Origin of the sequence: Pectobacterium atrosepticum (assembly GCA_019056595.1) — a bacterium.
GTDB classification, from domain to species: Bacteria; Pseudomonadota; Gammaproteobacteria; order Enterobacterales; family Enterobacteriaceae; genus Pectobacterium; species Pectobacterium atrosepticum.
In genome coordinates, this window is sequence record CP036163.1 from 3,214,507 (window position 1) to 3,240,964 (window position 26,458).

Consider the following 26,458-nt stretch of genomic DNA (forward strand, 5'->3'; position numbering starts at 1 on the left):
TGAACTCAAAGAATTAACGCAAACTATGGCTCAATCAAGTTATAACGCTGATGCGATTGAAGTACTCAGCGGACTGGAACCGGTGCGCCGTCGTCCGGGAATGTACACCGATACCACGCGTCCTAACCATCTGGGACAAGAGGTCATAGATAACAGCGTTGATGAAGCGCTGGCGGGTCATGCACGCCGTATTGATGTGATTTTGCACGCCGATCAGTCACTCGAAGTGATTGATGATGGCCGTGGGATGCCGGTTGATATTCACCCTGAAGAGGGTGTACCCGCCGTTGAACTGATCCTGTGTCGTCTGCACGCGGGCGGCAAATTTTCCGGTAAGAACTACCAGTTTTCGGGCGGTTTGCACGGCGTAGGGATTTCCGTGGTAAACGCCCTGTCTACCCGTGTTGAAGTCACCGTCAAGCGCGATGGTCAGGTCTATGACATCGCCTTTGAAAACGGTGATAAGGTGCAGGAACTTACGGTAACAGGCACCTGCGGGCGTCGTAACACCGGTACGCGCGTGCACTTCTGGCCGGATGAGAAATTCTTCGACAGCGCACGCTTTTCGGTATCTCGTTTGACGCACTTGCTGAAGGCCAAAGCGGTCTTGTGCCCCGGTGTGGAAATCATCTTCAAAGATAAAGTGAATAACACCGAGCAGCGCTGGTGCTATTTGGATGGTCTGAACGACTACCTGTGTGAAGCGATAAATGGCCTGATCACGCTGCCGGAAAAACCGTTTCTGGGCTCGATTAGCGGTGATACGGAAGCCGTAGACTGGGCGCTGCTCTGGCTGCCAGAAGGCGGTGAACTGCTGACGGAAAGTTACGTTAACCTTATTCCTACGCCAATGGGCGGGACGCATGTTAACGGCCTGCGTCAAGGCCTGCTGGATGCGATGCGTGAATTCTGCGAATTCCGTAATATTCTGCCACGTGGCGTGAAGCTGAGCGCAGATGATATCTGGGAACGCTGCGCTTATGTGCTGTCGGTAAAAATGCAGGAACCGCAGTTTGCCGGGCAGACCAAAGAACGTCTCTCTTCCCGCCAGTGTGCTGCGTTTGTGTCCGGCGTCGTGAAAGATGCTTTCAGCCTGTGGTTGAACCAGAACGTACAGGCCGCGGAGCAACTGGCTGAGCTGGCTATTTCTAGCGCTCAACGCCGCATGCGTGCTGCCAAAAAAGTGGTGCGAAAGAAGCTGACCAGCGGACCAGCGTTACCTGGCAAGCTGGCGGATTGCACCTCGCAGGATCTCAACCGGACGGAACTGTTTCTGGTAGAAGGGGATTCGGCGGGTGGATCGGCGAAACAGGCGCGTGAACGTGAATTTCAGGCGATCATGCCGTTGAAAGGTAAGATCCTGAATACCTGGGAAGTCTCCTCCGATGAAGTGCTGGCTTCGCAGGAAGTACACGATATTTCAGTCGCTATCGGTATCGATCCCGATAGCACCGATCTCAGCCAACTGCGTTACGGCAAGATCTGTATTCTGGCGGATGCGGACTCCGATGGCTTGCACATCGCAACGCTGCTGTGTGCGCTGTTTGTCCGCCATTTCCGAGCGCTGGTTCTAGGCGGGCACGTTTATGTTGCGATGCCGCCATTGTACCGTATCGATCTGGGCAAAGAGGTTTACTACGCGCTGGATGAAGAGGAAAAAGCGGGCGTGTTGGAACAGCTTAAGCGCAAAAGAGGCAAACCTAACGTACAGCGCTTTAAAGGTCTGGGTGAAATGAACCCACCGCAGCTGCGTGAAACCACGCTGGATCCGAATACTCGCCGTCTGGTGCAGTTGACCATCAACGACGAGGAGATGGATCAAACGATGGCGATGATGGATATGCTGTTGGCGAAGAAACGCTCGGAAGATCGTCGCAACTGGCTGCAAGAGAAAGGCGATAGGGCGGAGATCGAAGTATAACGCTTTGATCAGATACCTCATCGACGGCAGGTATATTCGCTTATGAAAGTCACGCTTGAGGAACTTCAGGCTTTTGTGGTGGTGATCGACACCGGTTCGATCACGGCGGCAGCGGAACAGCTTGGGCAAACTACGTCCGGCATCAGCCGGGCGCTGCGGCGTCTGGAGGACAAGCTGGGTACGACCTTGCTGCATCGTACTACCCGGCGCCTCTCGCTTTCCGAAGAGGGCACGATGTTCCTTGAGCACGCCCGTGGTGTGATTCACGCCGTGGAGCATGCAGAAGAGCAAGTGTTGCTGCGTCACGAGCAACCGAGCGGACGGCTGCGGATCAATTCGGCTTCAGCGTTTATACAGCATGTGATTGTGCCTCTGGTGCCGGAGTTTCGTCGCCGCTATCCAAAAATCATTCTTGAACTCAACACGGATGATTTCATTATCGACTTACTGGAACAGCATATCGATATTGCCATTCGTATTGGCACACTCAAAGACTCCACCATTCATGCTCGACCGCTCGGTGCAAGCAAGCTGCGTATTGTCGCCAGCCCTGATTATCTACAACAGCATGGTACACCAGAGACGGTTGAGTCATTGGCCGATCATATTTGTCTGGGGTTTACTCAGGTGGAGTCGCTGAATCATTGGCCGCTGCGGCACGGGCTTCAGGATTTTTACCCCATCACGCCAGCGCTGTTGGCATCAAACGGTGAAATATTGCGTCAGCTTGCGTTACGAGGCGAAGGGATTGTGCGTATGTCTACCTTCCTGATTCGTGACGATTTAGCGGCGGGGCGACTGGTGCCGATCCTGACCGAGGAGACGGTAGAAGCCAGCCTGCCGGTTTACGCGGTGTATTATCGCAATAGCCAACTGGCGGCGCGTATTACCTGCTTTCTGGATTTTATGAGCGAGAAGCTAACGGAAAATCCGCTGTGAGGCGTGACTCACAGCGCTGGAGAGGTGTGTAAACTGCCGATCAGGCAAAGAGTTGATCCAGATGCTGGCGGTAGTTTGCAAGATAAGCGGGGACGTCCGGTGCCTTGATCACATCGTTGCAGATGAAGGTCGGCAGTGGAGATAACCCGATAAACTGGTTTGCTTTGTGGAATGGCAGATAAACCCCGTCGACCCCTACACCGTGGAAGAACTGATCAGGATCGTCGAAAGCTTCCAGCGGCGCATTCCACGTCAGAGACAGCATGTATTTCCGGCCTTGCAACAACCCACCAGAACCGTATTTCTTGCTGGCATCTGAACGGCTGCGGCCATCGCTGGCGTAAAGCGAACCGTGGCCGGCGGTAAACACGTCATCGATGTATTTCTTCAGTATCCACGGTGTATCCATCCACCAACCCGGCATCTGGTAAATGATGGTATCCGCCCACAGGTAGTTCTGAATTTCCTTTTCAATATCATAGCCGTTGTCCACGACAGTCACGCGAATGTCGTGACCTTTATCGCGTAGAAAACTGGCGGCGACGTCGGTAAGGGTGTCGTTCAACTCACCTTTGGAGTGGGCGAATGATTTGCCCGCGTTAATCAGCAAAATCTTCTGCATAGGTCTGTTCTCGAATCGGTTATCACGAAGAGGTTGGGCGTAGTCTAGGGGAGCGAGCGATGAAGAAAAATGGGCGGTAGCGCATAACACTGTTGACTGAATATCAACAATAAGAGGCGGAATGCCGCTATGTTGAAATAATGCGTAGAGGGCAAAAGGCAAGAGAATCCTTCCCTTGCCCTGTTCAGATCGTGTGGCGTATCTATCGATATAAAGCGGCTTTTCCTATTGAGCCGAAGAGCGCCATTTTATAGCGAATCACCTCTTTTGCCGCGTTGATCGGTTCCGGGTAGATGGCATTAGGGTCCCACCAGGTTTCACGGCTGAGGATTTCCCGCGCTTTTTGGAAATAGGCGAATTTCATATCGCTGGAAATATTGATTTTGCCTACGCCCAGCGTCACCGCTTCGGCAATTTCGGCGTCTGGGTTTGCTGAGCCGCCGTGCAGGACGAGTGGGATCGATACCCGCTGCGAGATATCTCGCAGGATATGCATTTGTAGCTCTGGCTTCAGGTCTTTGGGGTAGATACCGTGCGCCGTGCCAATGGCAACGGCTAACGTATCAACGCCCGTCCGGTTAACGAAATCTTCCGCCTGCTCGGGGTCGGTATAGATCACTTTGCTGACGCCGCCTTCTATCGTGGTGCCAGTATCACCAATCGTGCCTAATTCCCCCTCGACGGAAACGCCAACGGCATGCGCCAGTTTTACCACCTCGGTGGTGAGTGCGACGTTCTCCTCATAAGGCAGGAGCGAGCCGTCGATCATCACGGAGGTAAACCCGCATTGGATGGCGCGCAGAACGTGCGCGATCGAGGCGCCGTGATCGAGGTGGATGACAAACGGAACCGGGCTGCGCAGCGTTCTTTCTCGCACATAAGCGAAGAACTCATCGGTAACGAAAGCCAATTCGCTCGGGTGGATAGAGATGATGGCGGGGGTATTCGTTGCTTCGGCTTCTTCCACCACGGCGCGGATAAAGCAGCTATCGGCCACGTTAAACGCTCCGATAGCGAAGCGATGCTCACGTGTGGGCTTAAGCATATCGGTCATAGAAATCAACATGATGTGTCTCTCCTGTGTCGGATAAAGGGCAAAGCGTTCCTGTATCAGTGGATAACCACTGATGGCGAAGGTCGGTAAAGCGCGAACGGTCAGGCTTTGTTGGTTGAACCGGACCAACTGAGATAATCGGCGACCACGTCGCGGCACGCGGATTCCATCGTCGCTAGCAGGTCGGATAGCTCCATCGTTGGGTACTGATGTAGCGCCTGCTGCAACGCCGTTTTCCCTGCCTCAAAAACAGCTGCGCCGACGTTGATTTTGGCGACACCGTGACGGCTGACGCGGCGAATGTCGTCGGCCTTGGTGCCGCTGCCGCCGTGGAGTGCCAGCGGCACCGTTGATGCCTGATGCAACGCTTCCAGTCGCTCAAAATCAATCCGTGGCGTCACTCCGGCAGGGTAAATACCGTGGGCGGTGCCGACCGACACAGCAAGCAGGTCGATACCGGTTTGGCGGATAAAGGGAATGACATCCTCTACTTGCGTCATTTTCACCGTGGCATCCTCAAGGTCGTAGACGGGGGCATCGGCGATATGCCCAAGCTCACCTTCCACACAGACGCCAGCGGTCGCAGCGATGGTCACTACCTGCTGTGTGCGCTGGATGTTTTCCGCCAGCGGATAGCTGGAAGCATCGATCATCAGTCCGGTAAACCCCGCACGGAACGCCTGCCCGATCAGGTTGAATGCCGTGCCGTGATCCAGGCTAAGCGCAACAGGGACGGTTGCCCGTTCGGCCAGCGCCTTGACCAGTGGCACCGCGAGATGCGGCGGAAAGTGTGCACTGTGTCCTTGGTAAACGTTAAGGATCAGTGGCGCACGCTGTTGCTCGGCGGCAGCAATGGCCGCACGAGCAGTCTCCAGATTGAAACAGTTGATGGCGAGCACGGCATACTGCTGTTGATACGCGTCATCAATGAGGGCTTTCATTGCGGCATACATGGCGGCTCCTGTTATTCGAGAGTGAACTTAATGTCTTCGTCACGAACGCGGCTGTCATCAACGTCGTCGAACTCTTCATCAGCCTGTGTGACGCGTTTCTTAATCAGCGACAGCATCACGCCGCAGATTACTGTGCCGATACCGAGCGCCAGACAGAACATCAGCGGCTTGGTAAACAGCGGGACCACAAACATGCCGCCGTGCGGCACGGGTGCCTCCACACCCCAGACCATGATCAGTCCGCCCGCAATGGCGGAGGCGACAACGCAACTGGCAACGACCCTAAATAAATCGCGTGCGGCAATCGGGATGACCCCCTCAGTAATCATGCAGATCCCCATCGGGAAGGCCGCTTTCAGCGCCTCTTTTTCTGCGCGGGTGTACTTGTAGCGAGTCAAAAAGAAAGAAAGCGTGATGCCGAAAGGCGGAATCATTGAACCGACAAACTTGACGGCTTCCGGCCCGTAAATGCCATCGACCAACATGCCGTCTGCGAAGAGCGACATCGTTTTGTTTACCGGTCCGCCGAAGTCGAAGGTTGCCATTGCCCCCAAAATTGCGCCCATCAGGAATTTTGAACCGCCTTGCATGGATTCCAGCAGATGAATCAGCGATTTTTGCAGCCAGATGATGGGTTGACCGATAAACGTCATCATCAGCAGTCCCGCGATAATGGTACTAAGCAGCGGCAGGATCATGACGGGCATCAGCCCCTGCATCGACGTGGGTAGCTTGATGTAGCGGCGCAGCAGCAACACCGTGTAGCCGACTAAAAATCCGCCGAGAATACCGCCGATAAACCCAGTTTGAATCTGCCCGCAGATAAAGCCCACAATCAGGCCGGGTGCAAAGCCGGGGCGGTCGGCAATCGAGTAAGCGATCGCGGCGCTGATTAGCGGCACAATCAGCCCCATTCCCCAGCCGCCGATCTGATTGAGCATCCATGCGATGCTGCCGGTTTGCTTGCCGACATCCGGACCACCGATGACCTGACCGAGAGCAATGCAGATCCCGGCGGCGACAATCAGCGGGATCATCCAAGAAATACCGGTAAGAAGATGCTGTTTTATTTCCTGTCCAACGGTTATTTTTCTGGTGTTCATAATGATTACCCCGAAATGGATATATTCAGGCACCCGCTAAAGAGCTAGCGACTTTTTCCAGAAACTTGATTGGAGATTTAATAACGACCTCCGTTTTTACCCGAACGATAGGTTTACCTTTAAATCGTTCCTCTCCTGTTATTTTGATATCGATAGCCAGAATAACGACGTCGGCGGCGGCTATCTCATCGTGTGTTAATTCATTCTCGGTGCCAATCGTGCCTTGGGTTTCCACTTTGATCGCATAATTTAACGCGTTGGCACCTTTAATAAGTTTCTCGCGTGCGATATAGGTATGCGCGATACCTGCCGTGCAGGCGGCAACACAAACAATATTCATTTTGAGCCTCGTCTTATATCGGAGTGACAGGCGCTGTTTCTGCATACTGACTAAACAGCCGAATAATTTTATGGGGATCGGATTCGTCCAACAGTTGAGCAATCACCTCATCATCGGCCAGTGCACTGGCAACCTGAGACAGCAGGCGAATGTGTGTCGTGTTCTGATCTTCCAGACGCACGGCAAAGAGAATAATGCAGCGAACCTGGCTGCCGTCGAGCGTTTCCCAGGGGATATCCTGACGGGTTCGGCCAATCGCGAGCGTGGTTTGTTTTACGGCAGATGATTTCCCATGAGGGATCGCAATATGGTTTTCAAAGCCGGTTGAACCTTCGGCTTCACGTAACCAGACATCATGAATAAAATCCTGTTTATTGGTAATAGCGCCATCGGCATACAACAGGTCGGTTAATTCATTAATGACTTCATCTTTATTCGTCGCGAACATGTCTAACTTTACGCGGTTGGCATTCAGTATTTTATTGATATCCATTTATCACACCTCATCTATAAATTTAAAAAATTAACGTTCGGCCAATAATCAGTGAGGAACGGCCTGATGCAGTTGATTCGCGATAACTTTCTCGGTCACGCGTTTAATGTCATCGTCATTAAAAAAGGCGGATACATAAACCACCGGAATCAGTTGCTCTTCCAGATGAATCGTAGAAATAATTAGCTCAATATCTTCCTGCTGACAGAATATCTGCATATTACTGGCCGAAATAACGCCAACAATAATCCAGTCAGGAAACGCGCGCAGAATACGGTTTTTTAGCAGGTGCGATGTTCCCACACCGCTGGAGCACACCACCAAAATTCGTTTGTGAGCAATTTGGCGTTCCAGCGCGGCTTGAAAATGAATGGTCAGATAGCCGACTTCATCTTCAGCGACCGGTTTTAATTGAAATCGCAGACAGACTTCATTCATGGCTTGCTGAGTCATTTCATAAATATCGATAAATTCGCTTTTGATATCGTCTAATAATGGATTGCGAATGTGTATTTGATACTTTAATCGGTTAAGCAACGGCTTGATATGAATAAGCAATCCTTCATGTAATAACTTATCCGTACGCAAGTCGATATTGATTAAATCAGAAAATACCTGCGTTAATGCACGCGTAATTCTACGCGATTCACCGTTAGAAAATTGGTAGCGAAGCAGTTGGTTATCTGCACGCTCTTCCATCACAATGCCTGAAGAGATAATATATTGGTAAATAAACCAGACTTCATCAGAAGGTAGCGTACTCTCGACGCGTTGCTCTATTTGGGTCACCATATTTTTAGCGATGGAGAATATGCGATTATCAACCTGCTGATGAATAGAGTCTTCCGCCATGATGAGCGCTTTTCCCTGCGCAATGCGGTGCATCATAATTAAGGTATGGGTGAAAATATTGATGTAATAAGGCTCGCCGAGCGGATAAGAAAGCGCTTTCTCCATGTCTTGTAACAGCGCTTCGACGAAGGAAACGTCTTTTTCACCGAAATAGTTAATCAGCGCCCTATAGCTGCCGGGGTCGAGACGAGAGTGGCTAAGCGGGCCGGGCTCTTTATGGTGCATAACGTCATTAATCAGCGAGGCCATCGCCTGACGCACCTGATTTTCACTGCCCTCAATGTGCGTGCCGCTCTGGCTGCGAACCAACGATAATCCCAGTGGATGTAGCCAGCTTTCGATAATTTTCAGATCGTTAACGATAGAGGCACTGCTGATAAAGTAGCGTTCTGACAGTTTACTTATGGAAGTTTCGTGAGGTGTGTCGCTTAATAACTGTGAGGCGATTTTGACGCGGCGAGCATTATTGATCAGGGCATCGGTATCGCCATCATCCACGACAAGCTGCTGTTCCAGCAACGTGAGGTGTCGATCGTCATCCGTTGTTAACATGATGCCCGCACCGACCTTTTTGTCTGGATAAATATTCCAGACAAAAAGGAAGGCTTCAACAAATTGCATATCGCGATAGACGGTTTTTTCCGACACATCCAGGTAATGTGCAATATCTTTAACCGTTACATATCCCTGGTGTTGTAACAGATATTTCAATAAACGGTTCTGGCGGGAGGTGAGTGGCTGCATCATATTACCCTCTGTGATTCGTTAGATTTTCTGATGCTTATCGGATTGATGATTTTTTCTAAATAGTTTCCTGTTTTATTTTCTCTTTCGATTTATTTAAATAGGGTGCTGTAGTGATTAATTTAGTCGTGATAGTCGATAGGGACAATACTAAATACTGTCCGCTGAGTAGGACAAAATTAAAACATGATGCTGAGTGAATATTAATTGGGATCGCGATCACGTTATCATGGGTAATAATTGTGATCTCATCTGCATATTAATTATTTCGCATAAATAATGCAGTGAAAATAAGAATAGGAGCAAGCCAGGACAGGGGTGAAATAAAAAGGTAAGAACGCCGTGCTGTGCGTTCTTACCCTATTGTGGTGGCGATGTCTGAACTGAACATCGCCTTATGTTAATCATTATCGTTTGCGCCGACAATGATGATGAATAATTCTTAATGAAACGGTATGTTTGCTATCAAACTGCTAAAGCAGACTGCGTCTGTGCGATGTATCAATGAGGTGTAATGAAATTACCGACTTACGAAATCGATCACTACGAGCTGGACGATGGCGAAGCGATTAACCGCGAGTACCCAGATTCATTCTGGATTCCGGCCAAAGCGGTACGTGAATCACTTGCGTCTGGCGATTTTGTTAAGTTGATCTTCCGTATGGAGGAAACGGCGGGCTCTGATGACCTTTCGGTAGAAAGAATGTGGGTCAACGTGACAAAAAAGCACGATGCGTTTTACGAAGGGGTTTTAGATAATGAGCCTACGGGAAGCGACTGTGTGCAATGCGGCCAGGTTGTTACGTTTCATTCTTGCCACGTGATTGGTATCTATGGAAAGAATGAATAGCCGCATTGCTAATCTGGCTGTGCTGTATAAACGATAAGATCGTCGGTTTCCGTGTGGGGTGAAACGATTACCGTCTATCACCCGAGCGTCAACTTCTACCGCTAGCCACCTTCTCTGGGAACCGTCGGATTCACACCAGCAATCACCTGTGGGGCCGCGACGTTGTTCCCTGTGACATCGCCTCATCAGATAAGGTACTATTCCCGCCAAACATACCGCCGCTATGGCGTGTCGGAAAGCGTAACAATCGCGCCGCGATGTGAGGAAAGTGAGATAAATGAGTGAGATGACTCATGACGGCGCAGAAAGCCTTGCGCTGCGCACGTTTACCGAAAATGCATACCTGAATTATTCCATGTACGTCATCATGGACAGGGCATTGCCGTTCATTGGCGATGGTCTGAAACCTGTGCAGCGTCGCATTGTGTATGCGATGTCCGAGCTGGGACTGAATTCCAGCGCCAAATTTAAAAAATCCGCCCGCACCGTGGGTGACGTGCTGGGTAAATACCATCCACACGGTGACAGCGCCTGCTATGAAGCGATGGTGCTGATGGCGCAGCCGTTCTCTTACCGCTACCCGCTGGTGGATGGTCAGGGGAACTGGGGGGCGCCGGACGATCCGAAATCGTTCGCTGCCATGCGTTATACCGAATCGCGGTTGTCCAAATACGCGGAAGTGCTGCTGTCAGAATTAGGGCAGGGCACGGTCGATTACACCCCGAATTTTGATGGCACGATGCAAGAGCCGAAGATGCTGCCTGCGCGTCTGCCTAATATTCTGATGAACGGTACCACTGGGATCGCCGTCGGCATGGCAACGGATATTCCGCCACACAATGTGCGTGAAGTCGCTGCGGCAACAGTCATGCTGCTGGAAAATCCAAATGCCTCGTTGGACGATTTGTTACAGCATGTGCAGGGGCCGGATTTCCCGACGGAAGCTGAAATCATCACGCCGCGCGATGAAGTGCGCAAACTTTACCAGAACGGCCGTGGCTCGGTACGCATGCGCGCGGTTTGGAAGAAAGAAGACGGTGATGTGGTGATTACCGCGCTGCCACATCAGGTTTCTGGTGCCAAAGTGCTGGAGCAAATTGCCAGCCAGATGCGTGCGAAGAAGCTGCCGATGGTGGAAGATCTGCGTGATGAATCCGATCACGAAAATCCAACCCGTCTGGTGCTGGTGCCGCGCACGAACCGTATCGATATGGATCAGGTGATGAATCATCTGTTCGCCACTACCGATCTGGAAAAGAGCTACCGCGTTAACATGAACATGATCGGTCTGGATGGTCGCCCAAGCGTGAAAGGGCTGGTCGAGATCCTGAGCGAGTGGCTGGTATTCCGTCGCGACACCGTGTGCCGCCGACTGAACTACCGTCTGGAAAAAGTGCTCAAACGCCTGCATATCCTCGAAGGTTTGCTGATTGCGTTCCTGAACATTGATGAAGTGATTCATATCATCCGCACGGAAGATGAGCCGAAGCCCGTTCTGATGCGCCAGTTCAGCCTGAGTGAAACACAGGCTGAAGCGATCCTGGAGCTGAAATTACGCCACTTGGCCAAGCTGGAAGAAGTGAAAATCCGCGGTGAGCAGGGCGATCTGGCAAAAGAGCGCGATCAGCTTCAAGCGCTACTGGCGTCGGATCGTAAGCTAAGCAATCTGATTAAGAAAGAGATTCAGTCGGATGCGCAGACCTATGGTGACGATCGTCGTTCGCCGCTGCATGAGCGCAGTGAATCAAAAGCGATGAGCGAGCATGACTTTGTGCCGTCTGAACCCGTTACCATTGTGTTGTCGGAAATGGGCTGGGTACGCAGCGCCAAAGGGCATGACATCGATCCTACCGGGCTGAGCTATAAAGCGGGCGATAGCTTCCGCGCCGCGGCTAAAGGCAAGAGCAATCAGCCCGTGGTGTTTATTGACTCCACCGGCCGCAGTTATGCGCTGGATCCGATCACCATGCCTTCTGCGCGCGGTCAGGGCGAGCCACTGACAGGCAAACTCACGCCGCCTCCGGGTGCGACGATTGAACAGGTGCTGATGGCCGCAGACGATCAGCCATTGCTGATGGCATCGGATGCGGGCTATGGATTTGTTTGTACCTTCAACGATCTGGTGGCGCGTAACCGCGCAGGTAAAGCGATTATTACGCTACCGGATAACGCGAAGGCGCTGACTCCTATCGAGATTAAAGGCCAAGATAACCTGCTGATGGCGATCACCGCCGCAGGCAGAATGCTGCTGTTCCCTGTCTCCGATCTGCCACAGCTGTCGAAAGGCAAGGGCAATAAGATTGTGTCCATCTCTTCGGCCGATTTTGCGGAAGGCAAAGATCGTCTGACCTGGCTGTATCTGCTGCCACCACAGGCTTCCGTCACGCTGTATTTCGGTAAGCGTAAGCTGGTGCTGCGTCCGAACGAGCTTCAGAAGTATCAGGGCGAGCGCGGACGGAAAGGTACGTTACTGCGTGGGCTGCAACGCATCGATCGGATTGAGGTGGATGCGCCGCAGCAGATTGATACTGGCAGCAGCGAAGAATAACTCCTCCATATTGTCATTGTGCATGTTGAGAAAGGCGGTGTTTACCGCCTTTCTTTGGTTTCCGGTTGCCATCCGCAGCAAATTGAATCACCGTGTGTTTTAGCGCGAAATCGCTATACTAGCGGCGGCTGTCGGCTAATGAGGTTGCTATGTTATCCATTTTGCGTTTTTTTGTTGTTGTTATATTTTCGATTTTGATCTGTATTTTTGGCTTATTTTACTGCCTGTTTAGCCCTCGAAATCCCCGTCATGTAGCGACCTTCGGCCGTCTTTTTGGTCGCTTGTCCGTGGTGTTTGGCCTGAAAGTAGAAATGCGGATACCGGAAGAAGCGGCGCATTATGGCAACTGCATCTATATCGCGAATCATCAGAATAATTACGATATGGTCACGGTATCCAGCGCGGTTCAGCCACGTACCGTTACCGTGGGTAAAAAAAGCCTGCTGTGGATCCCGTTCTTTGGGCCACTCTACTGGTTGACGGGTAACTTGCTGATTGACCGTGAAAATCGTGCCAAAGCGCATGGCACCATCGCTCAGGTAGTGAAGCATATTAAAGAGCGTAATACGTCTATCTGGATGTTCCCTGAAGGCACTCGCAGCCGTGGGCGCGGCCTGATGCCATTCAAAACCGGCGCTTTCCATGCTGCGATTAGCGCAGACGTGCCGATTGTGCCGATTTGTGTTTCTACCACCAGCAATAAGGTGAAATTAAACCGCTGGAATAACGGCCTCGTTATCGTAGAAATGCTGCCACCGATTGATACCCGAGCATATACCAAAGATCAGGTCCGAGAACTGGCTACACATTGCCATGATGTGATGGCGGCCAAGATTGCGGAGTTGGATGCGGAAGTTGCGGCGCGCGAAGCGGCAGGCAAAAAATAAACTTACCCCATCGATTCTTGGATTATTTCTTAGTTAAACTTTGCTTACGGTTAACAGATTTACGGAGTCATTATGTCACTCAGCCGACGTCAGTTTATTCAGGCATCGGGCCTTGCGTTATGTGCGGGTATGACGCCACTGGCGGTGAAAGCCAGTGGGAATCCCATCGCATTGCCGATACCGCCATTACTGGAGTCGCGCCGAGGCCAGCCTCTTTTTCTGACGATGCAGCGTACCCATTGGGCATTCTCCGGTGATCGTAAGACATCCATTTGGGGAATCAACGGCCGTTATTTAGGGCCGACGGTGCGGGTATATGACGGCGATGACGTTAAGCTGATTTACAGCAACCGCCTGAACGAGCCTATTGCGATGACGATTGGTGGGTTGCAGGTACCTGGGCCGCTGATGGGGGGGGCCGCCCGCATTATTTCTCCAGGCGGTGATTGGTCACCGGTGTTGCCTATTCGTCAGCCGTCGGCGACCTGCTGGTATCATGCGAATACGCCGAACCGCATGGCTCCCCATATCTATAACGGGTTGGCTGGGCTATGGCTGGTGGAAGACCGCGTTAGTAAATCCCTTCCGCTTCCCAATCACTACGGTGTTGATGATTTCCCATTGATTATTCAGGATAAACGACTGGATAACTTTGGTGTCCCTCTCTATAACCCGTCTTCTAGCGGTGGATTCGTGGGGGACTCGTTGTTAGTTAACGGTGTCCAAAGCCCCTTTGTTGAGGTTTCTCGTGGTTGGGTTCGACTGAGATTGCTGAATGCATCTAACTCTCGTCGTTACCTCATGCGATTAAGCGATGGTCGAGCGATGCATGTGATCGCCAGCGATCAAGGGTTGCTACCTGCACCGATGGCAGTGAGCCAGCTTTCTCTCGCGCCCGGCGAACGACGTGAAATTCTGATCGACATGTCGCAAGGCGAGGAAGTCACGCTGACGGCAGGTGAGTCCGCTGGGATTATGGATCGCCTGCGCGGGCTGTTTGAGCCTTCCAGCATCCTGATTTCCACCCAGATACTGACGCTTAAACCGACGGGGCTGTTGCCATTGGTAACGGACAACCTGCCGATGCGTTTGCTAGCCGATAACATCATTGAAGGTAGCATCAGCCGCACGCGAGAATTCCGTCTGGGTGATAGTTTGCCCGGCATCAACGGCGCGATGTGGGACATGACGCGTGCTGATGTACAAACCCAGCTTGGCCGCTGTGAACGCTGGATTATCCACGCCGATACGCCGCAGGCTTTCCACATTCAAGGCGTCAAATTCTTGGTGCGCAGCGCGAATGGTCGCCCACCGGCGGTGGAAGACAGCGGTTGGAAAGATACGGTATGGGTGGATAACGATGTCGAACTGCTGGTTTATTTCATGCAGCCTTCCTCAATGGCGTTTCCCTTCCTGTATTACAGCCAGACGCTAGAACTGGCCGATCGCGGCTCGACAGGGCAGCTAATCGTACAGTCTGCGATGTAAACCTATAGCCCGCCAGTCTCCTTCCACCGTATCCCTCTGCCGTGACCCATGTTACGGCAACCTCGTCTGACAGCGATGTTTCCGATGCCCACTTGCTTCTTAATGTGATCTACCTCTATTCAGACAAACCAAAATTAAAGATACGGGGCCGTGCGGACGATACCTTATATATTGATGTTACTATGAATTATGGGTGAAGTATCGTTTGGCGTACGTGCTGTTCTGTGGCTGATGAGTGCTAAAAATCATTTTTTATTACAACAATTTCGGAGTCAGAACGTTTCGTTTCGCCATGAAATCAGGTTCACTTCTGTTTTAACCTGTACGCAGCGACTGGCTGCGTCACTAAAAAAGGCTGCACTATGCGGGAATTACTGCTTTGGGTCAGGGATCAGCTGGCTGGGGCGTCGTCGGCGCCTCGCTATATGCAGCTCGCGTCGTTGCTTGAATCAGAAATCGGCCGCCGTAAGACGCTATCAGGGCAGTTCTTACCTGCTGAAAGATTGATTGCGCAACAGTTGGGATTGTCGCGCGTGACGGTTTCCCGCTCCCTGTCGCTGCTGGAAGAAAAAGGACTGGTTGTTCGCCAGCAAGGTGTGGGAACCCGCGTTACCCAGCGACTTAATTATGCCTTGAGTGCTGAGGATGAAGGGTTCACCGCGCTCGTGCTGAAACAAGGCGGCATCGCTGGCAGCCTCTGGTTAGAGAGATCAATACAGGTTCCGCCTGCTAGCATCGCGGAAAAAATGTCTTTGCCAGAAGGCGAAGCTGTCACCTATCTGCGGCGTGTTCGGCTAAGCAATGGCGAACCTGTCTCACTGGAAACGACTTGGATTCCGCAAAAATTCTTACCCGACCCAGAAACACTCGAACAGTCGCTCTATCAATATTGGATAACGGGTGGGGTCATACCGGACAAAAAACGCTATCGTTTCAAAGCGATTGCCTGTGCGGCAGAAATCGCTACGCTTCTTGGTATTGCGGCGGAAGCCCCTGCGCTGTATTGCCAACTGCATGTTTATAACGAACAGGGTGAACTGCTGGAATACAGCGAAGCGCACTGCCGTAGCGATGTGTATGAGATTCAGTTTGCCGATTAGAGGAAAAATGCCAGCATGGGGAATGCTGGCATCGATGGTGGATTAGTCGTTTCTCGGTTCGTCAGGGTCCGATCCCAGGCGTTTCCCGCAATCCAGCTTGGCAATGTCACCCAGCTCGTCTTTATCAAGACGGAAATCAAACACCTCGAAGTTTTCCTTGATACGCGCAGGCGTCACCGATTTAGGAATCACCACCAGCCCACAGTCCAGATGCCAGCGGATGACAATCTGTGCCGGTGTTTTCCCGTATTTCATCGCCAGTTTACGGATAATAGGGTGATCAAAGACTCCTTCGCCACCCTGCGCCAGCGGGCTCCAGGATTCAGTCTGGATATGGTGTGTGGCATTCCAGGCATGGAGCTGCTTTTGCTGGAGAAGCGGGTGCAGTTCGACCTGATCGATGACTGGCAATACGCCCGTTTCTTCTTTTAACTGCTGTAAATGGTGAATATGGAAATTACTGACGCCGATGCTTTTCGCCAGACCTTGTTCCTGAAGTTTGATGAGCCCGCGCCAGGCATCGACGAAGGTATTCTGTTGCGGCAATGGCCAGTGAATCAAGTAGAGATCGACGTGATCTAACTGAAGTTTTCGCAGGCTCTCTTCCAGTGCTTTCTGGGGATCGGTGTGATCGCCATTCCAGAGCTTGGTGGTGATGAACACTTCTTCACGCGGCAGGTTCGCGGAACTCAGCGCCTGACCGACCGCTTCCTCGTTCTTATAAATCGCGGCGGTATCGATCGCCCGATAACCAATGGACAATGCTTCAGTCACGGCGATCACCGTATCCTCACTGCTTGCTCGCCAGACCCCAAGGCCCAACTGGGGCATGATATTACCGTCCGCCAGCTTAACTTTCGGTTGCGTCATCTCATTCTCCTTTTTATATCCGTTAATCCATAAACGTATCATAGGCTTAACTGGATGGGCGACCTGTTCATATCACGGACATAGAGGAACGTGATCCCTCGCAGGAACAGGCATATGATTTCAGTTTAGTAGAAAAATTCGTCTGCTATACGTTACCTGATGATAAAGGGAGCCGATCGGCTCCCCTTAACAGACACAGCATTGAGGGTATAGGTGTGGTTTAAACGATAGTGTTTTCTCCTGTAACTCGAATGATTAAGGGTAAAGCGATTTAACGCGCTGCTTCATAAATCTTCTGGCTTTCTTCCAACGTAATGTCGCGGTGCTCGCCTAATGCGGTCAGGCCGTGCTCGCTGAGTTTGGCGACCAGTGTCGGAATGGAACTGCCATCCAACTGATAGTCAGACAGGCGGGTCGGCACGCCCATTTTTTCGAAGAAGTCACGCGTGGCGGCAATCGCGCCGTCGATACGTTGGTCTTCGCTACCGTCGCGCAGGTTCCAGACGCGCTCGGCGTATTGCAGCAGCTTGTCACGTTTCTGGCTTTTTCTTGCCGCCAGCATGGCCGGCAGAACGATAGCCAGCGTTTGGGCATGGTCGAGGCCGTGCAGCGCCGTTAATTCGTGCCCCAGCATGTGGGTTGACCAATCCTGCGGCACACCTGCACCAATCAGGCCGTTCAACGCCATGGTGGCGCTCCACATTACATTGGCTCTGACCTTGTAGTTTTCCGGTTCAGCCAGTGCACGCGGGCCTTCTTCAACCAGCGTCAGCAGCAAACCTTCCGCAAAACGATCCTGTACTTTGGCATCGACGGAATACGTTAGGTACTGCTCAACCGTGTGAACGAAGGCATCGACCACGCCGTTCGCGATCTGGCGAGCGGGCAGAGTGTAAGTCACGACTGGATCGAGCACGGCGAAAAGCGGCTGTGTGTGTGGTGAACGGAAGGCGAGCTTATCGTTGGTTGATTTACGGGTGATGACCGCGCCATTGTTGGATTCTGAACCGGTTGCTGGCAGGGTGAGTACCGCTGCCAGTGCGACGCCGCGATCGATTTCCGCTCCGCCGGTTTGCAGAATGTGCCACGGGTCCTGTGCGGCCTGATAATCCGCCGCAGCGGCGATAAATTTCGTGCCGTCGACGACAGAGCCCCCGCCAACCGCCAGCAGGAAGTCAATCTTCTCTGCACGGACGACCTCAACGGCTTTCATCAGCGTTTCATACGTCGGGTTCGGTTCAATGCCGGAAAATTCGCGTACGTTGCGGCCTTCCAGCGCGCGATAGACCTGATCCAGCACGCCATTGTGCTTCACGCTGCCGCCGCCGTAAGTGATGAGGATACGGGCATCGGCAGGAATTTCTTTGCCTAATTCAGCAATCTGGCCTTCGCCAAACAGGATCTTGGTCGGGGTATGGAGTGTAAAATTTAGCATAGGTTATTTGTCCAGTTTAAAGCCCTGTTGAAGGATCGCGGGCAAGACTTTCGGGAAGTAGATGTGTTGGTAATAGCTGGCGGTGTTATCACCCCAGTTGTCGCCGTCTGCGCGGCCGGTTTGCTGCCAGTGTGTCACCAGCGTGTGGTTATATTGCTCAATCGCTGCAGGCAGAACGTCCTGATGATAGGTTTCATCATGGCGGAATGAATTCAGCGGCAGGCGCGGTTTCTGATGCGCTGGGGTATCGACGTAGCCGATAGCGACGCCCGCGACGGGGAACGTCAGTTCAGGGAGTTGCAGAAAGTCGATCAGCGCCTGCGGTTCGCGACGGATGCCGCCGATAGGGACGATACCCAGCCCAAATGAGCGTGCGGCAGCCATCAGCGTGCCGAGCGCGATGCCGACATCCGTTGTGCCAGCGATCAGGCTTTCGACACTTTCATGCGCGTGCTGCTGTTTGCCGCTCATGGTAATCCCGAGCTGCGTTTTATGCATGTCCAGCACCACAGTGATGAACACCGGTGCTTTGGCAATCCACGGTTGTCCACCAGCCAGTTCGGCAATGCGTGCCTTGCGTTCTGGGTCGCGGGTGACGATGAGCGAGACCTGTTGAGAGTTCACGGACGTCGGTGCTAAATGTGCGGATTGAATAATGGCGTCCAGTACGTCATCGGGAATGGGTTTATCAAGATAGCTACGTTCGCTGCGATGTGACGTAAACAGTTCAATCGTTTTATTCATGTCTTTGCCCAGGTGATGAGGGGACGAATGTATGCTCAGTATTGTCATCAACCAACGGAATACGTTCAATGCACATTTCTGTTTGGTTATTGCCTATTTCTACAAAACATAGGAGAAAAGGGTGATAAAAGTTCATGGGTATGTCATTTTGTTTCTCCTATCAGGAGAGAAGCTTCAGGCAGCAAAAGAGAACCCGTAGCGAGATAACACTATATTTATGGAGACCAAGGCATGTTGATGGAGACCAAGACATGTTGACGGAAGATCAAGGCATGTTGACGGAAAACCAATGCGAGCGGCTTGTTCAGCAACAGGCCGTGCGGCAGCGCATCGTGCAGCAGGCAATACGCTGCTCAACCAAAAGCTGGGTCACGCCTTCGCTCGTGCCTCAGGTCAGAATTCTGTATACGGAACAGCATCATCCGCGTGTGCCAGTGATGTATGAGCCAACGATCGTCATCATTCTTCAGGGCAAAAAAATTGGCTATCTGGGCGGAAAAACGTTCCAGTACGACCCGGAAAATTATCTGTTGATGACCGTTCCACTGCCGTTCGAATGTGAAACGATAGCCAGCGTTGAGAACCCTTTGGTAGGGATGTCGATCAGCATCGACGTCCAAATGCTTCAGGATTTACTGATCGACATCGGTGATGATGACAGCGCGATCCGTCCTTGTTCCGGGACTTGCGGGGTCAACAGTGCGCCGCTGACCGATGAGATTCTGTGCGCCGTTGAGCGGTTGCTGGATGCGATGAATAACCCGCGCGATGCCCGCGTACTGGGCCCGACGATTGTACGCGAGATTATCTATCACATACTCTGTGGCGAACGCGGTGTAGCATTACAGGCGCTGGTGAACCGGCACACGCACTTCAGCCAAATCGCCAAAGCGCTGCGTCGCATCGAAAATCACTACGCCGATAGCCTGAATGTGGAACAGCTGGCAGCCGAGGTGAACATGAGCGTCTCCGCGTTTCATCATAACTTCAAGGCGGTCACCAACACCTCGCCGTTGCAGTATCTGAAATCCTACCGCCTGCATAAAGCGCGAGTGATGATGATCAACGATGGCCTGAGAGCCGGCGTTGCAGCGGCTCGAGTCGGATATGAGAGTGCGTCGCAGTTTAGTCGGGAATTTAAACGTTATTTCGGTGCGACGCCGGGTGACGAAGTGACAAGATTAAAGGCCACTAATATGGCGGTTGAAGAAGGCTGAATACGGCAATAAATCGCACGGTTGCCGGATTAGGCGACCGTCCGTTTTTTACGCCATACAATGACGGCCATACCAATAAGGCCGCTGACCAGTAAAATAACTGGTAATAGGATCAGCGCGGTCATCACCTGATCTTCATAGCGTTTGACCAGCGGGATGTGGCTGAGCGCATAGCCGAGCGTGACAATCCCCCCGACCCACAGCAGCCCGCTGAGCCAGTTGAAAATCTGAAAGCGTGTATTGTTTAGCCCTGAAATCCCCGCCATCGTTGGTAGTAGTGTGCGGATGAAAGCTAAAAAGCGGCCAACCAAAAGCGCCGTCATGCCGTGACGGTGGAACAGGTGATAGGCGCGCTGGTGGTAATGTGCAGGAAGCTGCAACAGCCAGCCTTTTACCAGACGGGTATCACTTAGCCAGCGTCCTTGAAGGTAGCTGAGCCAACAGCCGAGGCTGGCGGCAATGGTGAGCAGAATCATCGTGGGGAAAAAGCTCATCACGCCTTTGGCAATCATGGCACCGGTGAGCAGCAGCAGGCTATCGCCGGGCAGAAAAGAGGCTGGTAGCAGGCCGTTCTCCAGAAACAGCGTCGTGAACAGAATGCCGTAAATCACCCAAATGACGTGGGGATCGGCCAGTGCACTAAAATCCTGCTGCCAGAGCGCCTGAATAATGTCGTGAACCATACTCATATTACTTCCCGCCAGTGACGATATTCACTATCTCTCAGGCAGCGGCGGTGGAATGCTGGGTTACCTGAAATCTACTGCCTATCAAGCCCTAAAATCAGTCTACCCGTCATACTTCAAGCTGCATGTGCGTTGGCTTCCTTTGTTCACCCCAGTCACTTACTTGAGTAAGCTCCTGGGAATTCACTACGTCGCCGCCTTCCTGCAACTCGAATTATTTAGGGTATATGGGGCAAAACGCCTTACCGCATTGTGAGAATACGATAGAGCTTAATGCTTAATTTTTGGTTAAGGTAACGCGGTTTTTTAGTAAGCGTTGACTCATTATTATCATAACGCATTACCCACCGCGTCGCAGGGGAAATCAAGACGCGGCGATTTTATGGCCGTCACACTTTCTGTATTTTGTTGCCTGGTTGTTTGGCAGAGCTTGCTTACTACGCGCCGAGTCTGCCGAAACCCGCGACCAGATCGTCGATCAGATCGTCACTGTCTTCAAGTCCAATATGTAACCGAATAAGTGTACCGGTAAAATCCACGCCGCTCACAGGACGAAGGGCCGCCAGTTCTTCTGGCTGATTCGCCAGAATCAGAGACTCAAAACCACCCCATGAATACGCCATGCTGAAATGCTCAAAATGGTCCAGATAGTGCGCCAACGTTTCTTTGCTTAATTTCTCTTTCAGGACGAATGAGAACAACCCGTTGCAGCCGTTAAAATCACGCTCGTAGAATTCATGCCCTTTACATCCCGGCAATGCGGGGTGATTAACGACCGCGACTTCTGGCCGCTCTGCCAGCCATTTTGCAATGCGGATACTACTTTCCTGGTGCTGTTTGAGTCTGACGCCCAGTGTGCGCAGACCGCGGCTGGCGACATAGGCGGTATCGGCATCCACCATTTGCCCCATCAGGTAAGAGTGTTCACGTAGCTGTACCCAGCAGCGTTCGTTAGCGACCGCTGTGCCGATCATGGCATCGGAATGGCCGACGATATATTTCGTACCGGCCTGAATCGAGATATCAATATCGAAGTCGAACGCCTTGAATAAAATGCCCGCCGCCCAGGTATTATCAATCATGATAACGATCTCAGGATTGATAAGGCGCACAGCTTGGACGATAGCTGGCACATCGTGTACTTCCATGGTGATAGAGCCCGGCGATTCAAGAAAGACGACTTTGGTATTGGGCTGGATCAGTTCGGCAATGTCAGCACCGATGAGCGGATCGAAATAGGTGGTGCTGACGTTCAGTTTGTTGAGTACTTTCGTGCAGAAATCCTGCGTGGGCTCGTAGGCTGATTCCGTTACCAGAATATGATCGCCTGCCGCGACGAAAGAGAGGATCGCGTTAGAAATGGCAGCCGCACCACAAGGGTACAGCGCGCAACCCACGCCGCCTTCCAGTTCCACCATCGCTTCCTGAAACGAGAAATGGGTCAATGTGCCACGGCGCCCGTAGAACAGCGCACCCTTGGCCCGGTTAATAGTGGCGTGCTTCTTGTCCTGAACCGTATCAAATACCAGAGAGGACGCACGCTGAATTACGGGGTTGACGGAGCCGTGGGTGAATTTCTTGCTGCGTCCTGCGGCGACTAACGCTGTTGCCGTTTTTTTGCTTGTCATAACCACTATCACCTTTTCTGTTCAGTCCTGCCGAATGACTCAATACGCCGACTATTCCCGACAGTGAACGGAGAGGAGTCGCGGGGGCATAATTGGATTTATTAGGATTCGATTTATGAGGTCTACGTTATCACGGCTGGAGCGGCGTGTGGGCGGGTTTTGTCATGACGTAAAAAATGCTCGACATCACTGGTATTCCCGCAGCGAAAGGGGCTTTTCGCCGATTTTGATGGGATAAGATTGGAAGTAGGTGAAAATATTTCAGGTAGGAAAACGTAAGAAAAGCGCCATGTTTTTCTGCATTGCTGCGAATAACATGGCGCAATTGGAGTGTGTTAACCCGTATGGACGCCAAAGAATTTAGGCAGCCAGAGCGAGATGGCCGGAATATAGGTGACTAGCATCAGCACGAAGAACAGCCCGCAGTAGAAGGGCAGCATTGCTTTAACCACTTGTTCTATCTTCTGCTTACTCACCGCACTGGCGACGAAAAGTACCGACCCTACTGGTGGCGTAATCAAACCTATCCCGAGGTTCACCAGCATTATCATGCCGAAATGGACCGGATCGATGCCAAGTGAGAGGGCGACAGGCAGCAGAACGGGGGTCAGAATCAGGATCAGCGGTGCCATGTCCATCAGCGTACCGACCAGCAGCAGCATGATGTTAATCCACATCAGGATGACGTACTTGTTATCCGAAATGGAGGTGAAGAATTCGGTAATGCGGCTCGGCAACTGCATGTAGGTCATGATGGCACCGAACGCGGCGGCGAAGCCGATCAGGATCATTACGATCGTGACGGTTTTTACCGTGCGGTACATCAGCTTGGGCAGTTCTGACCATTTATAATCTTTATAGATAAACATGGTCACGAAGAAGGACCACAGGCAGGCGATGGCCGCAGACTCGGTCGCGGTAAAAATACCGGACAGAATCCCCCCCATGATGATGACGACGGTCATCAGCCCCCACAGTGTATCGACAAAGATTTTTAGCGCCTGACGGAACGGTACACGTTCGCCTTTCGGGTAACCGCGCCGATGTGCAAAACCGACACACATCACCATCAGGGTCAGGCTGAGCAGTAAACCGGGCAGGATCCCTGCGATAAACAGTGAGGCAATGGAAACCGTGCCGCCGGTTGCCAGCGAGTAGATCACGGAGTTGTGGCTCGGCGGTGTCAGAATGGCCTGCACGGAACCGCTGGCGGTGACGGCGGCGGAGAAGTCGCGTGGGTAACCTTTCTTCTCCATTTCCGGGATCATCACCGAACCGATTGAGGCCGTGTCTGCGACGGAAGAGCCGGATATCGCGCCGAAAAATGTCGATGCAACGATGTTAACCAGCGATAAGCCGCCGCGAATAAAGCCGACAAAGATGTACGCGAAGCTGACCAGACGACGAGCGATGCCGCCTTCGGCCATAATGGCCCCAGCCAGAATAAAGAAGGGAATCGCCAGCAGCGAAAATTTGTTCACGCCATTAGTAATCTGAATCATAACCGCTTCAAGCGGTAAATCGATCCAGAAGGCGCCAACAATCGCGCTCAACCCTACCGCATAGGCGACGGGAACGCCGACCGCCAACAGCACTGCCAGCGTGGCAACAAGAATAAATGCATCCATGGTATTGGCTCCGAATTAAGAACTGCCAAGCATGACCACAGGGCGTTGATCCTGCGGGCCGAAAAACATTTTTTCGATGATAAAGAGCACGGTGATTAACGAGCCGATAGGCAGCGGTAAATAACTTTCACCCGCGGTTAATAATGGGAATTCTGCGACAGGTTGTTCCCATAATTCCATGCAGAGCACTGTGCTGTAATAGAGAATAAACAGGCTGATTAAGAGCATCAGGAGATTCGACAAATGAACGCAAATCTTCTTACCGGATTCTGGCAATCTGTCGGTCAACATGCTGACGGCAATATGTGAGTTGGCACGGTAACTGACCGCTGCGCCTACAAAAGTGAACGTCACCATACAAATAATCGAAATGGGTTCCGGCCAGGATAATGCGGAATTTAAAGCATAGCGTGCGAATATGCCGATAGGGATTATTAGCGTCATAATTAATAACGCCAGACCAGAAACCCACATGGCAATACGATAGAGTACATCCATACTTAAGTGATAAGACTGTGCCATTGTGTCACCTATATTCACTCAGTTGAGTGATAAGCGAAGGATAATTGTTTATATCAGGCCATTAGGGTGGCGGATAATAGATAACTGAGATCGCTGACAAAGTCGTAGTGCGGTGATAATGGATTAGTTTTCCATTATCACCGTTTTCATTACGTAACTATGCTCGTCAACGTTCTGCTATTTATCCGCTGGAATGCGGTCTGAATTATTGGACGTCGGCGACGGCTTTAATCAGCTCCTGATATTTGGCACCAAACTGGTCGCGCACGGGCTGCGTAGCTTTGAAATAATACTCGGTATCAATTTCATGGAATTGAACGCCACCAGCCTTCATTTTATCCAGTGATTGCTGATTATATTCATTCCACAGTACGCGCTGTTCTTGCTGCGCTTCTTTCGCCAGCTTCAGGATAAGATCCTGATCTTCTTTGGAAAGCTTATCCCACTTGGCTTTGGAGTATAGGAACAGCTCAGGAATAATGAAGTGGCGGCTCCAGGTGAAATTCTTGGCAACAGGCATGTAGTTATGCGCAACATAGGTTGGCGGATTATTCTCGGTGCCGTCAATGACGCCGGTTTGCATGCCGCTGAAGACTTCGCTTGTGCCCATGGCGATGGCGTTAGCACCCATGGCTTTCAACGTTGCGAGAGCAACTTGGCTGGTTTGAACGCGAATTTTCATGCCTTTGAGGTCTTCAGGTTTCGCCACGGGCTGCTTGGTGATTAAATTACGCGTTCCCGCGTCCATCCAGCCTAGGAAAACCAATTTTGATTTACTGCTATGGGTAATTTTGTCACCAATTTCCTGACCGATTTTCCCATCCAGTACTTTGTGAAGATGATCTTCATCACGGAAAATATAGGGCAGGGTGAAGACTTCTATTTCCGGTAAAATAGCGGCAACGGGCGTCATTGATACACGGATAATATCAATAGCACCGAGCTGTGCCTGTTCAATCATTTGTTTTTCATCACCTAATACGCCACCGGGGAAGGTATTAATTTCCAGCCTGCCATTGGTAGCAGCTTGTAATTTCTCTCCCATTTTTTGTACGGCAACGACATTAGGGTAACCTTCAGGGTGAACATCAGAGGCTTTAATTTGTTGTGCCTGAATCGCTTGACTCATTAGTAATGCAGTAGAGCCCAGACAAACGCCGATCAATGTTTTCGACAGCTTCATTGAGTTATCTCCAGAGGTAGGGTGACATTATCGATAATCAAATGGTGATTTAAAAATGTAAACCCATGAAAAATAGAGTAATGAATAGAGGGTTTACTGATGAGAGCACGGCGCCTTTGTGTGAGCTATTATCGTGGCGCGCGTCGGTATTCTCTGTGGGTTAAGCTAACCTATTATACAACTTCGTAGAATGACTCGTGTCACAAAAGAAAAAGCTAATATGAAATGCTGTTTTATATGGATTTTATTCCTACGCTCTTAATCTAAATATGCGTAACTTGGTGTTTTTGTTTATCTTGTTGTGTACTTGTGTTTCTATTTATTTCACTAAACTTATCGCCAGCTATCATGAAATGGTGTGATAACTTAATGTCGATCACAAAAACCTCACGATATAAGGCTGCGTTTTAGATGAGCACCTGCGGCTGTCACCTGCCAGATATATTCCTGAATGCTATTTTTTATAGTTTTCTTATGCCTTTCCTGTCGATGTGCAGGTAATACCCCCAAAAACCCTGTCAGAACGCAATAAAAAGTGTGTTATCTGGTGTAAATAATAATGAGAACGACTATCAATTCGTTCAGGGTTTGGTATCATTTCAGGCTGCGTTATTGCTGCATCATACCTGCGGGTATGTGCGGGTATTGTAC

The 26,458-nt window shown here is 51.4% G+C and carries 23 protein-coding genes; 8 read left to right on the forward strand and 15 right to left on the reverse strand.

Going from position 1 to position 26,458, the window contains the following annotated elements:
- The first annotated feature begins 25 nt into the window (after positions 1-25).
- Complete coding sequence (gene parE / locus DCX48_15310) at positions 26-1,921, forward strand: DNA topoisomerase IV subunit B (protein ID QXE15769.1); 1,896 nt, start codon at positions 26-28, stop codon at positions 1,919-1,921.
- Positions 1,922-1,963: 42 nt separating this feature from the next.
- The gene (locus DCX48_15315) at positions 1,964-2,860 is read left to right on the forward strand and encodes a LysR family transcriptional regulator (GenBank protein QXE15770.1); all 897 of its coding nucleotides are present in this window, start codon (positions 1,964-1,966) and stop codon (positions 2,858-2,860) included.
- Positions 2,861-2,900: 40 nt separating this feature from the next.
- On the opposite strand, the gene DCX48_15320 is transcribed toward DCX48_15315, so the two are convergent.
- The 7 genes from DCX48_15320 to DCX48_15350 all read right to left on the reverse strand — a co-directional run bounded on the left by DCX48_15320 (position 2,901) and on the right by DCX48_15350 (position 9,024).
- Positions 2,901-3,482 (reverse strand): flavodoxin family protein, encoded by a 582-nt coding sequence (locus tag DCX48_15320; protein ID QXE15771.1) that lies wholly within the window; start codon positions 3,480-3,482, stop codon positions 2,901-2,903.
- Between the two features lie 202 nt (positions 3,483-3,684).
- Positions 3,685-4,548, reverse strand: a complete 864-nt coding sequence (locus DCX48_15325) for a ketose-bisphosphate aldolase (protein QXE15772.1) — start codon at positions 4,546-4,548, stop codon at positions 3,685-3,687.
- Positions 4,549-4,637: 89 nt separating this feature from the next.
- A complete protein-coding gene (locus tag DCX48_15330) occupies positions 4,638-5,489 on the reverse strand; it encodes an aldolase (GenBank protein ID QXE15773.1) in 852 nt (283 codons plus the stop codon).
- 11 nt (positions 5,490-5,500) lie between these two features.
- A complete protein-coding gene (locus DCX48_15335; GenBank protein ID QXE15774.1) occupies positions 5,501-6,592 on the reverse strand; it encodes a PTS fructose transporter subunit IIC in 1,092 nt (363 codons plus the stop codon).
- A 25-nt stretch (positions 6,593-6,617) separates the two neighbouring features.
- On the reverse strand, positions 6,618-6,932 hold the full coding sequence (locus tag DCX48_15340; GenBank protein QXE15775.1) for a PTS fructose transporter subunit IIB: 315 nt from the start codon (positions 6,930-6,932) through the stop codon (positions 6,618-6,620).
- 13 nt (positions 6,933-6,945) lie between these two features.
- A complete protein-coding gene (locus DCX48_15345; protein QXE15776.1) occupies positions 6,946-7,425 on the reverse strand; it encodes a PTS sugar transporter subunit IIA in 480 nt (159 codons plus the stop codon).
- 48 nt (positions 7,426-7,473) lie between these two features.
- Complete coding sequence (locus tag DCX48_15350; GenBank protein QXE15777.1) at positions 7,474-9,024, reverse strand: transcription antiterminator; 1,551 nt, start codon at positions 9,022-9,024, stop codon at positions 7,474-7,476.
- A gap of 511 nt (positions 9,025-9,535) precedes the next feature.
- Between DCX48_15350 and DCX48_15355 the strand changes: the two genes are divergently transcribed.
- From DCX48_15355 to DCX48_15375, 5 genes are all read left to right on the forward strand, one after another.
- A complete protein-coding gene (locus DCX48_15355) occupies positions 9,536-9,871 on the forward strand; it encodes a DUF2314 domain-containing protein (GenBank protein QXE15778.1) in 336 nt (111 codons plus the stop codon).
- Positions 9,872-10,148: 277 nt separating this feature from the next.
- Positions 10,149-12,419, forward strand: coding sequence for a DNA topoisomerase IV subunit A (parC, locus tag DCX48_15360; protein ID QXE15779.1), 2,271 nt, complete (start codon positions 10,149-10,151; stop codon positions 12,417-12,419).
- Positions 12,420-12,568: 149 nt separating this feature from the next.
- Complete coding sequence (locus DCX48_15365; GenBank protein ID QXE15780.1) at positions 12,569-13,306, forward strand: 1-acylglycerol-3-phosphate O-acyltransferase; 738 nt, start codon at positions 12,569-12,571, stop codon at positions 13,304-13,306.
- A gap of 72 nt (positions 13,307-13,378) precedes the next feature.
- A complete protein-coding gene (ftsP, locus tag DCX48_15370; GenBank protein QXE15781.1) occupies positions 13,379-14,794 on the forward strand; it encodes a cell division protein FtsP in 1,416 nt (471 codons plus the stop codon).
- A gap of 362 nt (positions 14,795-15,156) precedes the next feature.
- Positions 15,157-15,894: a GntR family transcriptional regulator gene (locus DCX48_15375; protein QXE15782.1), complete on the forward strand. Its 738-nt coding sequence runs from the start codon at positions 15,157-15,159 to the stop codon at positions 15,892-15,894.
- A gap of 42 nt (positions 15,895-15,936) precedes the next feature.
- Here the strand turns inward: DCX48_15375 and dkgA are convergent, their stop codons facing one another.
- The 3 genes from dkgA to DCX48_15390 all read right to left on the reverse strand — a co-directional run bounded on the left by dkgA (position 15,937) and on the right by DCX48_15390 (position 18,943).
- Positions 15,937-16,764: a 2,5-didehydrogluconate reductase DkgA gene (gene dkgA, locus DCX48_15380; GenBank protein ID QXE15783.1), complete on the reverse strand. Its 828-nt coding sequence runs from the start codon at positions 16,762-16,764 to the stop codon at positions 15,937-15,939.
- A gap of 271 nt (positions 16,765-17,035) precedes the next feature.
- On the reverse strand, positions 17,036-18,199 hold the full coding sequence (locus DCX48_15385) for an alcohol dehydrogenase (GenBank protein ID QXE15784.1): 1,164 nt from the start codon (positions 18,197-18,199) through the stop codon (positions 17,036-17,038).
- A gap of 3 nt (positions 18,200-18,202) precedes the next feature.
- The gene (locus DCX48_15390) at positions 18,203-18,943 is read right to left on the reverse strand and encodes an NADPH-dependent oxidoreductase (GenBank protein ID QXE15785.1); all 741 of its coding nucleotides are present in this window, start codon (positions 18,941-18,943) and stop codon (positions 18,203-18,205) included.
- A 251-nt stretch (positions 18,944-19,194) separates the two neighbouring features.
- Between DCX48_15390 and DCX48_15395 the strand changes: the two genes are divergently transcribed.
- Complete coding sequence (locus DCX48_15395) at positions 19,195-20,160, forward strand: AraC family transcriptional regulator (protein QXE15786.1); 966 nt, start codon at positions 19,195-19,197, stop codon at positions 20,158-20,160.
- Positions 20,161-20,189: 29 nt separating this feature from the next.
- Here the strand turns inward: DCX48_15395 and DCX48_15400 are convergent, their stop codons facing one another.
- From DCX48_15400 to DCX48_15420, 5 genes are all read right to left on the reverse strand, one after another.
- Complete coding sequence (locus DCX48_15400) at positions 20,190-20,849, reverse strand: DedA family protein (GenBank protein ID QXE15787.1); 660 nt, start codon at positions 20,847-20,849, stop codon at positions 20,190-20,192.
- Between the two features lie 434 nt (positions 20,850-21,283).
- Positions 21,284-22,474 carry a cystathionine beta-lyase gene (gene metC, locus DCX48_15405; GenBank protein QXE15788.1) on the reverse strand — a complete coding sequence of 397 codons (1,191 nt, stop codon included), beginning with the start codon at positions 22,472-22,474 and terminating at the stop codon, positions 21,284-21,286.
- Positions 22,475-22,809: 335 nt separating this feature from the next.
- Entirely contained in the window at positions 22,810-24,102 is a 1,293-nt protein-coding gene (locus tag DCX48_15410; protein QXE15789.1) for a TRAP transporter large permease, read from the reverse strand.
- A gap of 15 nt (positions 24,103-24,117) precedes the next feature.
- Entirely contained in the window at positions 24,118-24,624 is a 507-nt protein-coding gene (locus tag DCX48_15415; protein QXE15790.1) for a TRAP transporter small permease, read from the reverse strand.
- A 205-nt stretch (positions 24,625-24,829) separates the two neighbouring features.
- Positions 24,830-25,807 (reverse strand): TRAP transporter substrate-binding protein, encoded by a 978-nt coding sequence (locus tag DCX48_15420; GenBank protein QXE15791.1) that lies wholly within the window; start codon positions 25,805-25,807, stop codon positions 24,830-24,832.
- Positions 25,808-26,458 lie beyond the last annotated feature (651 nt).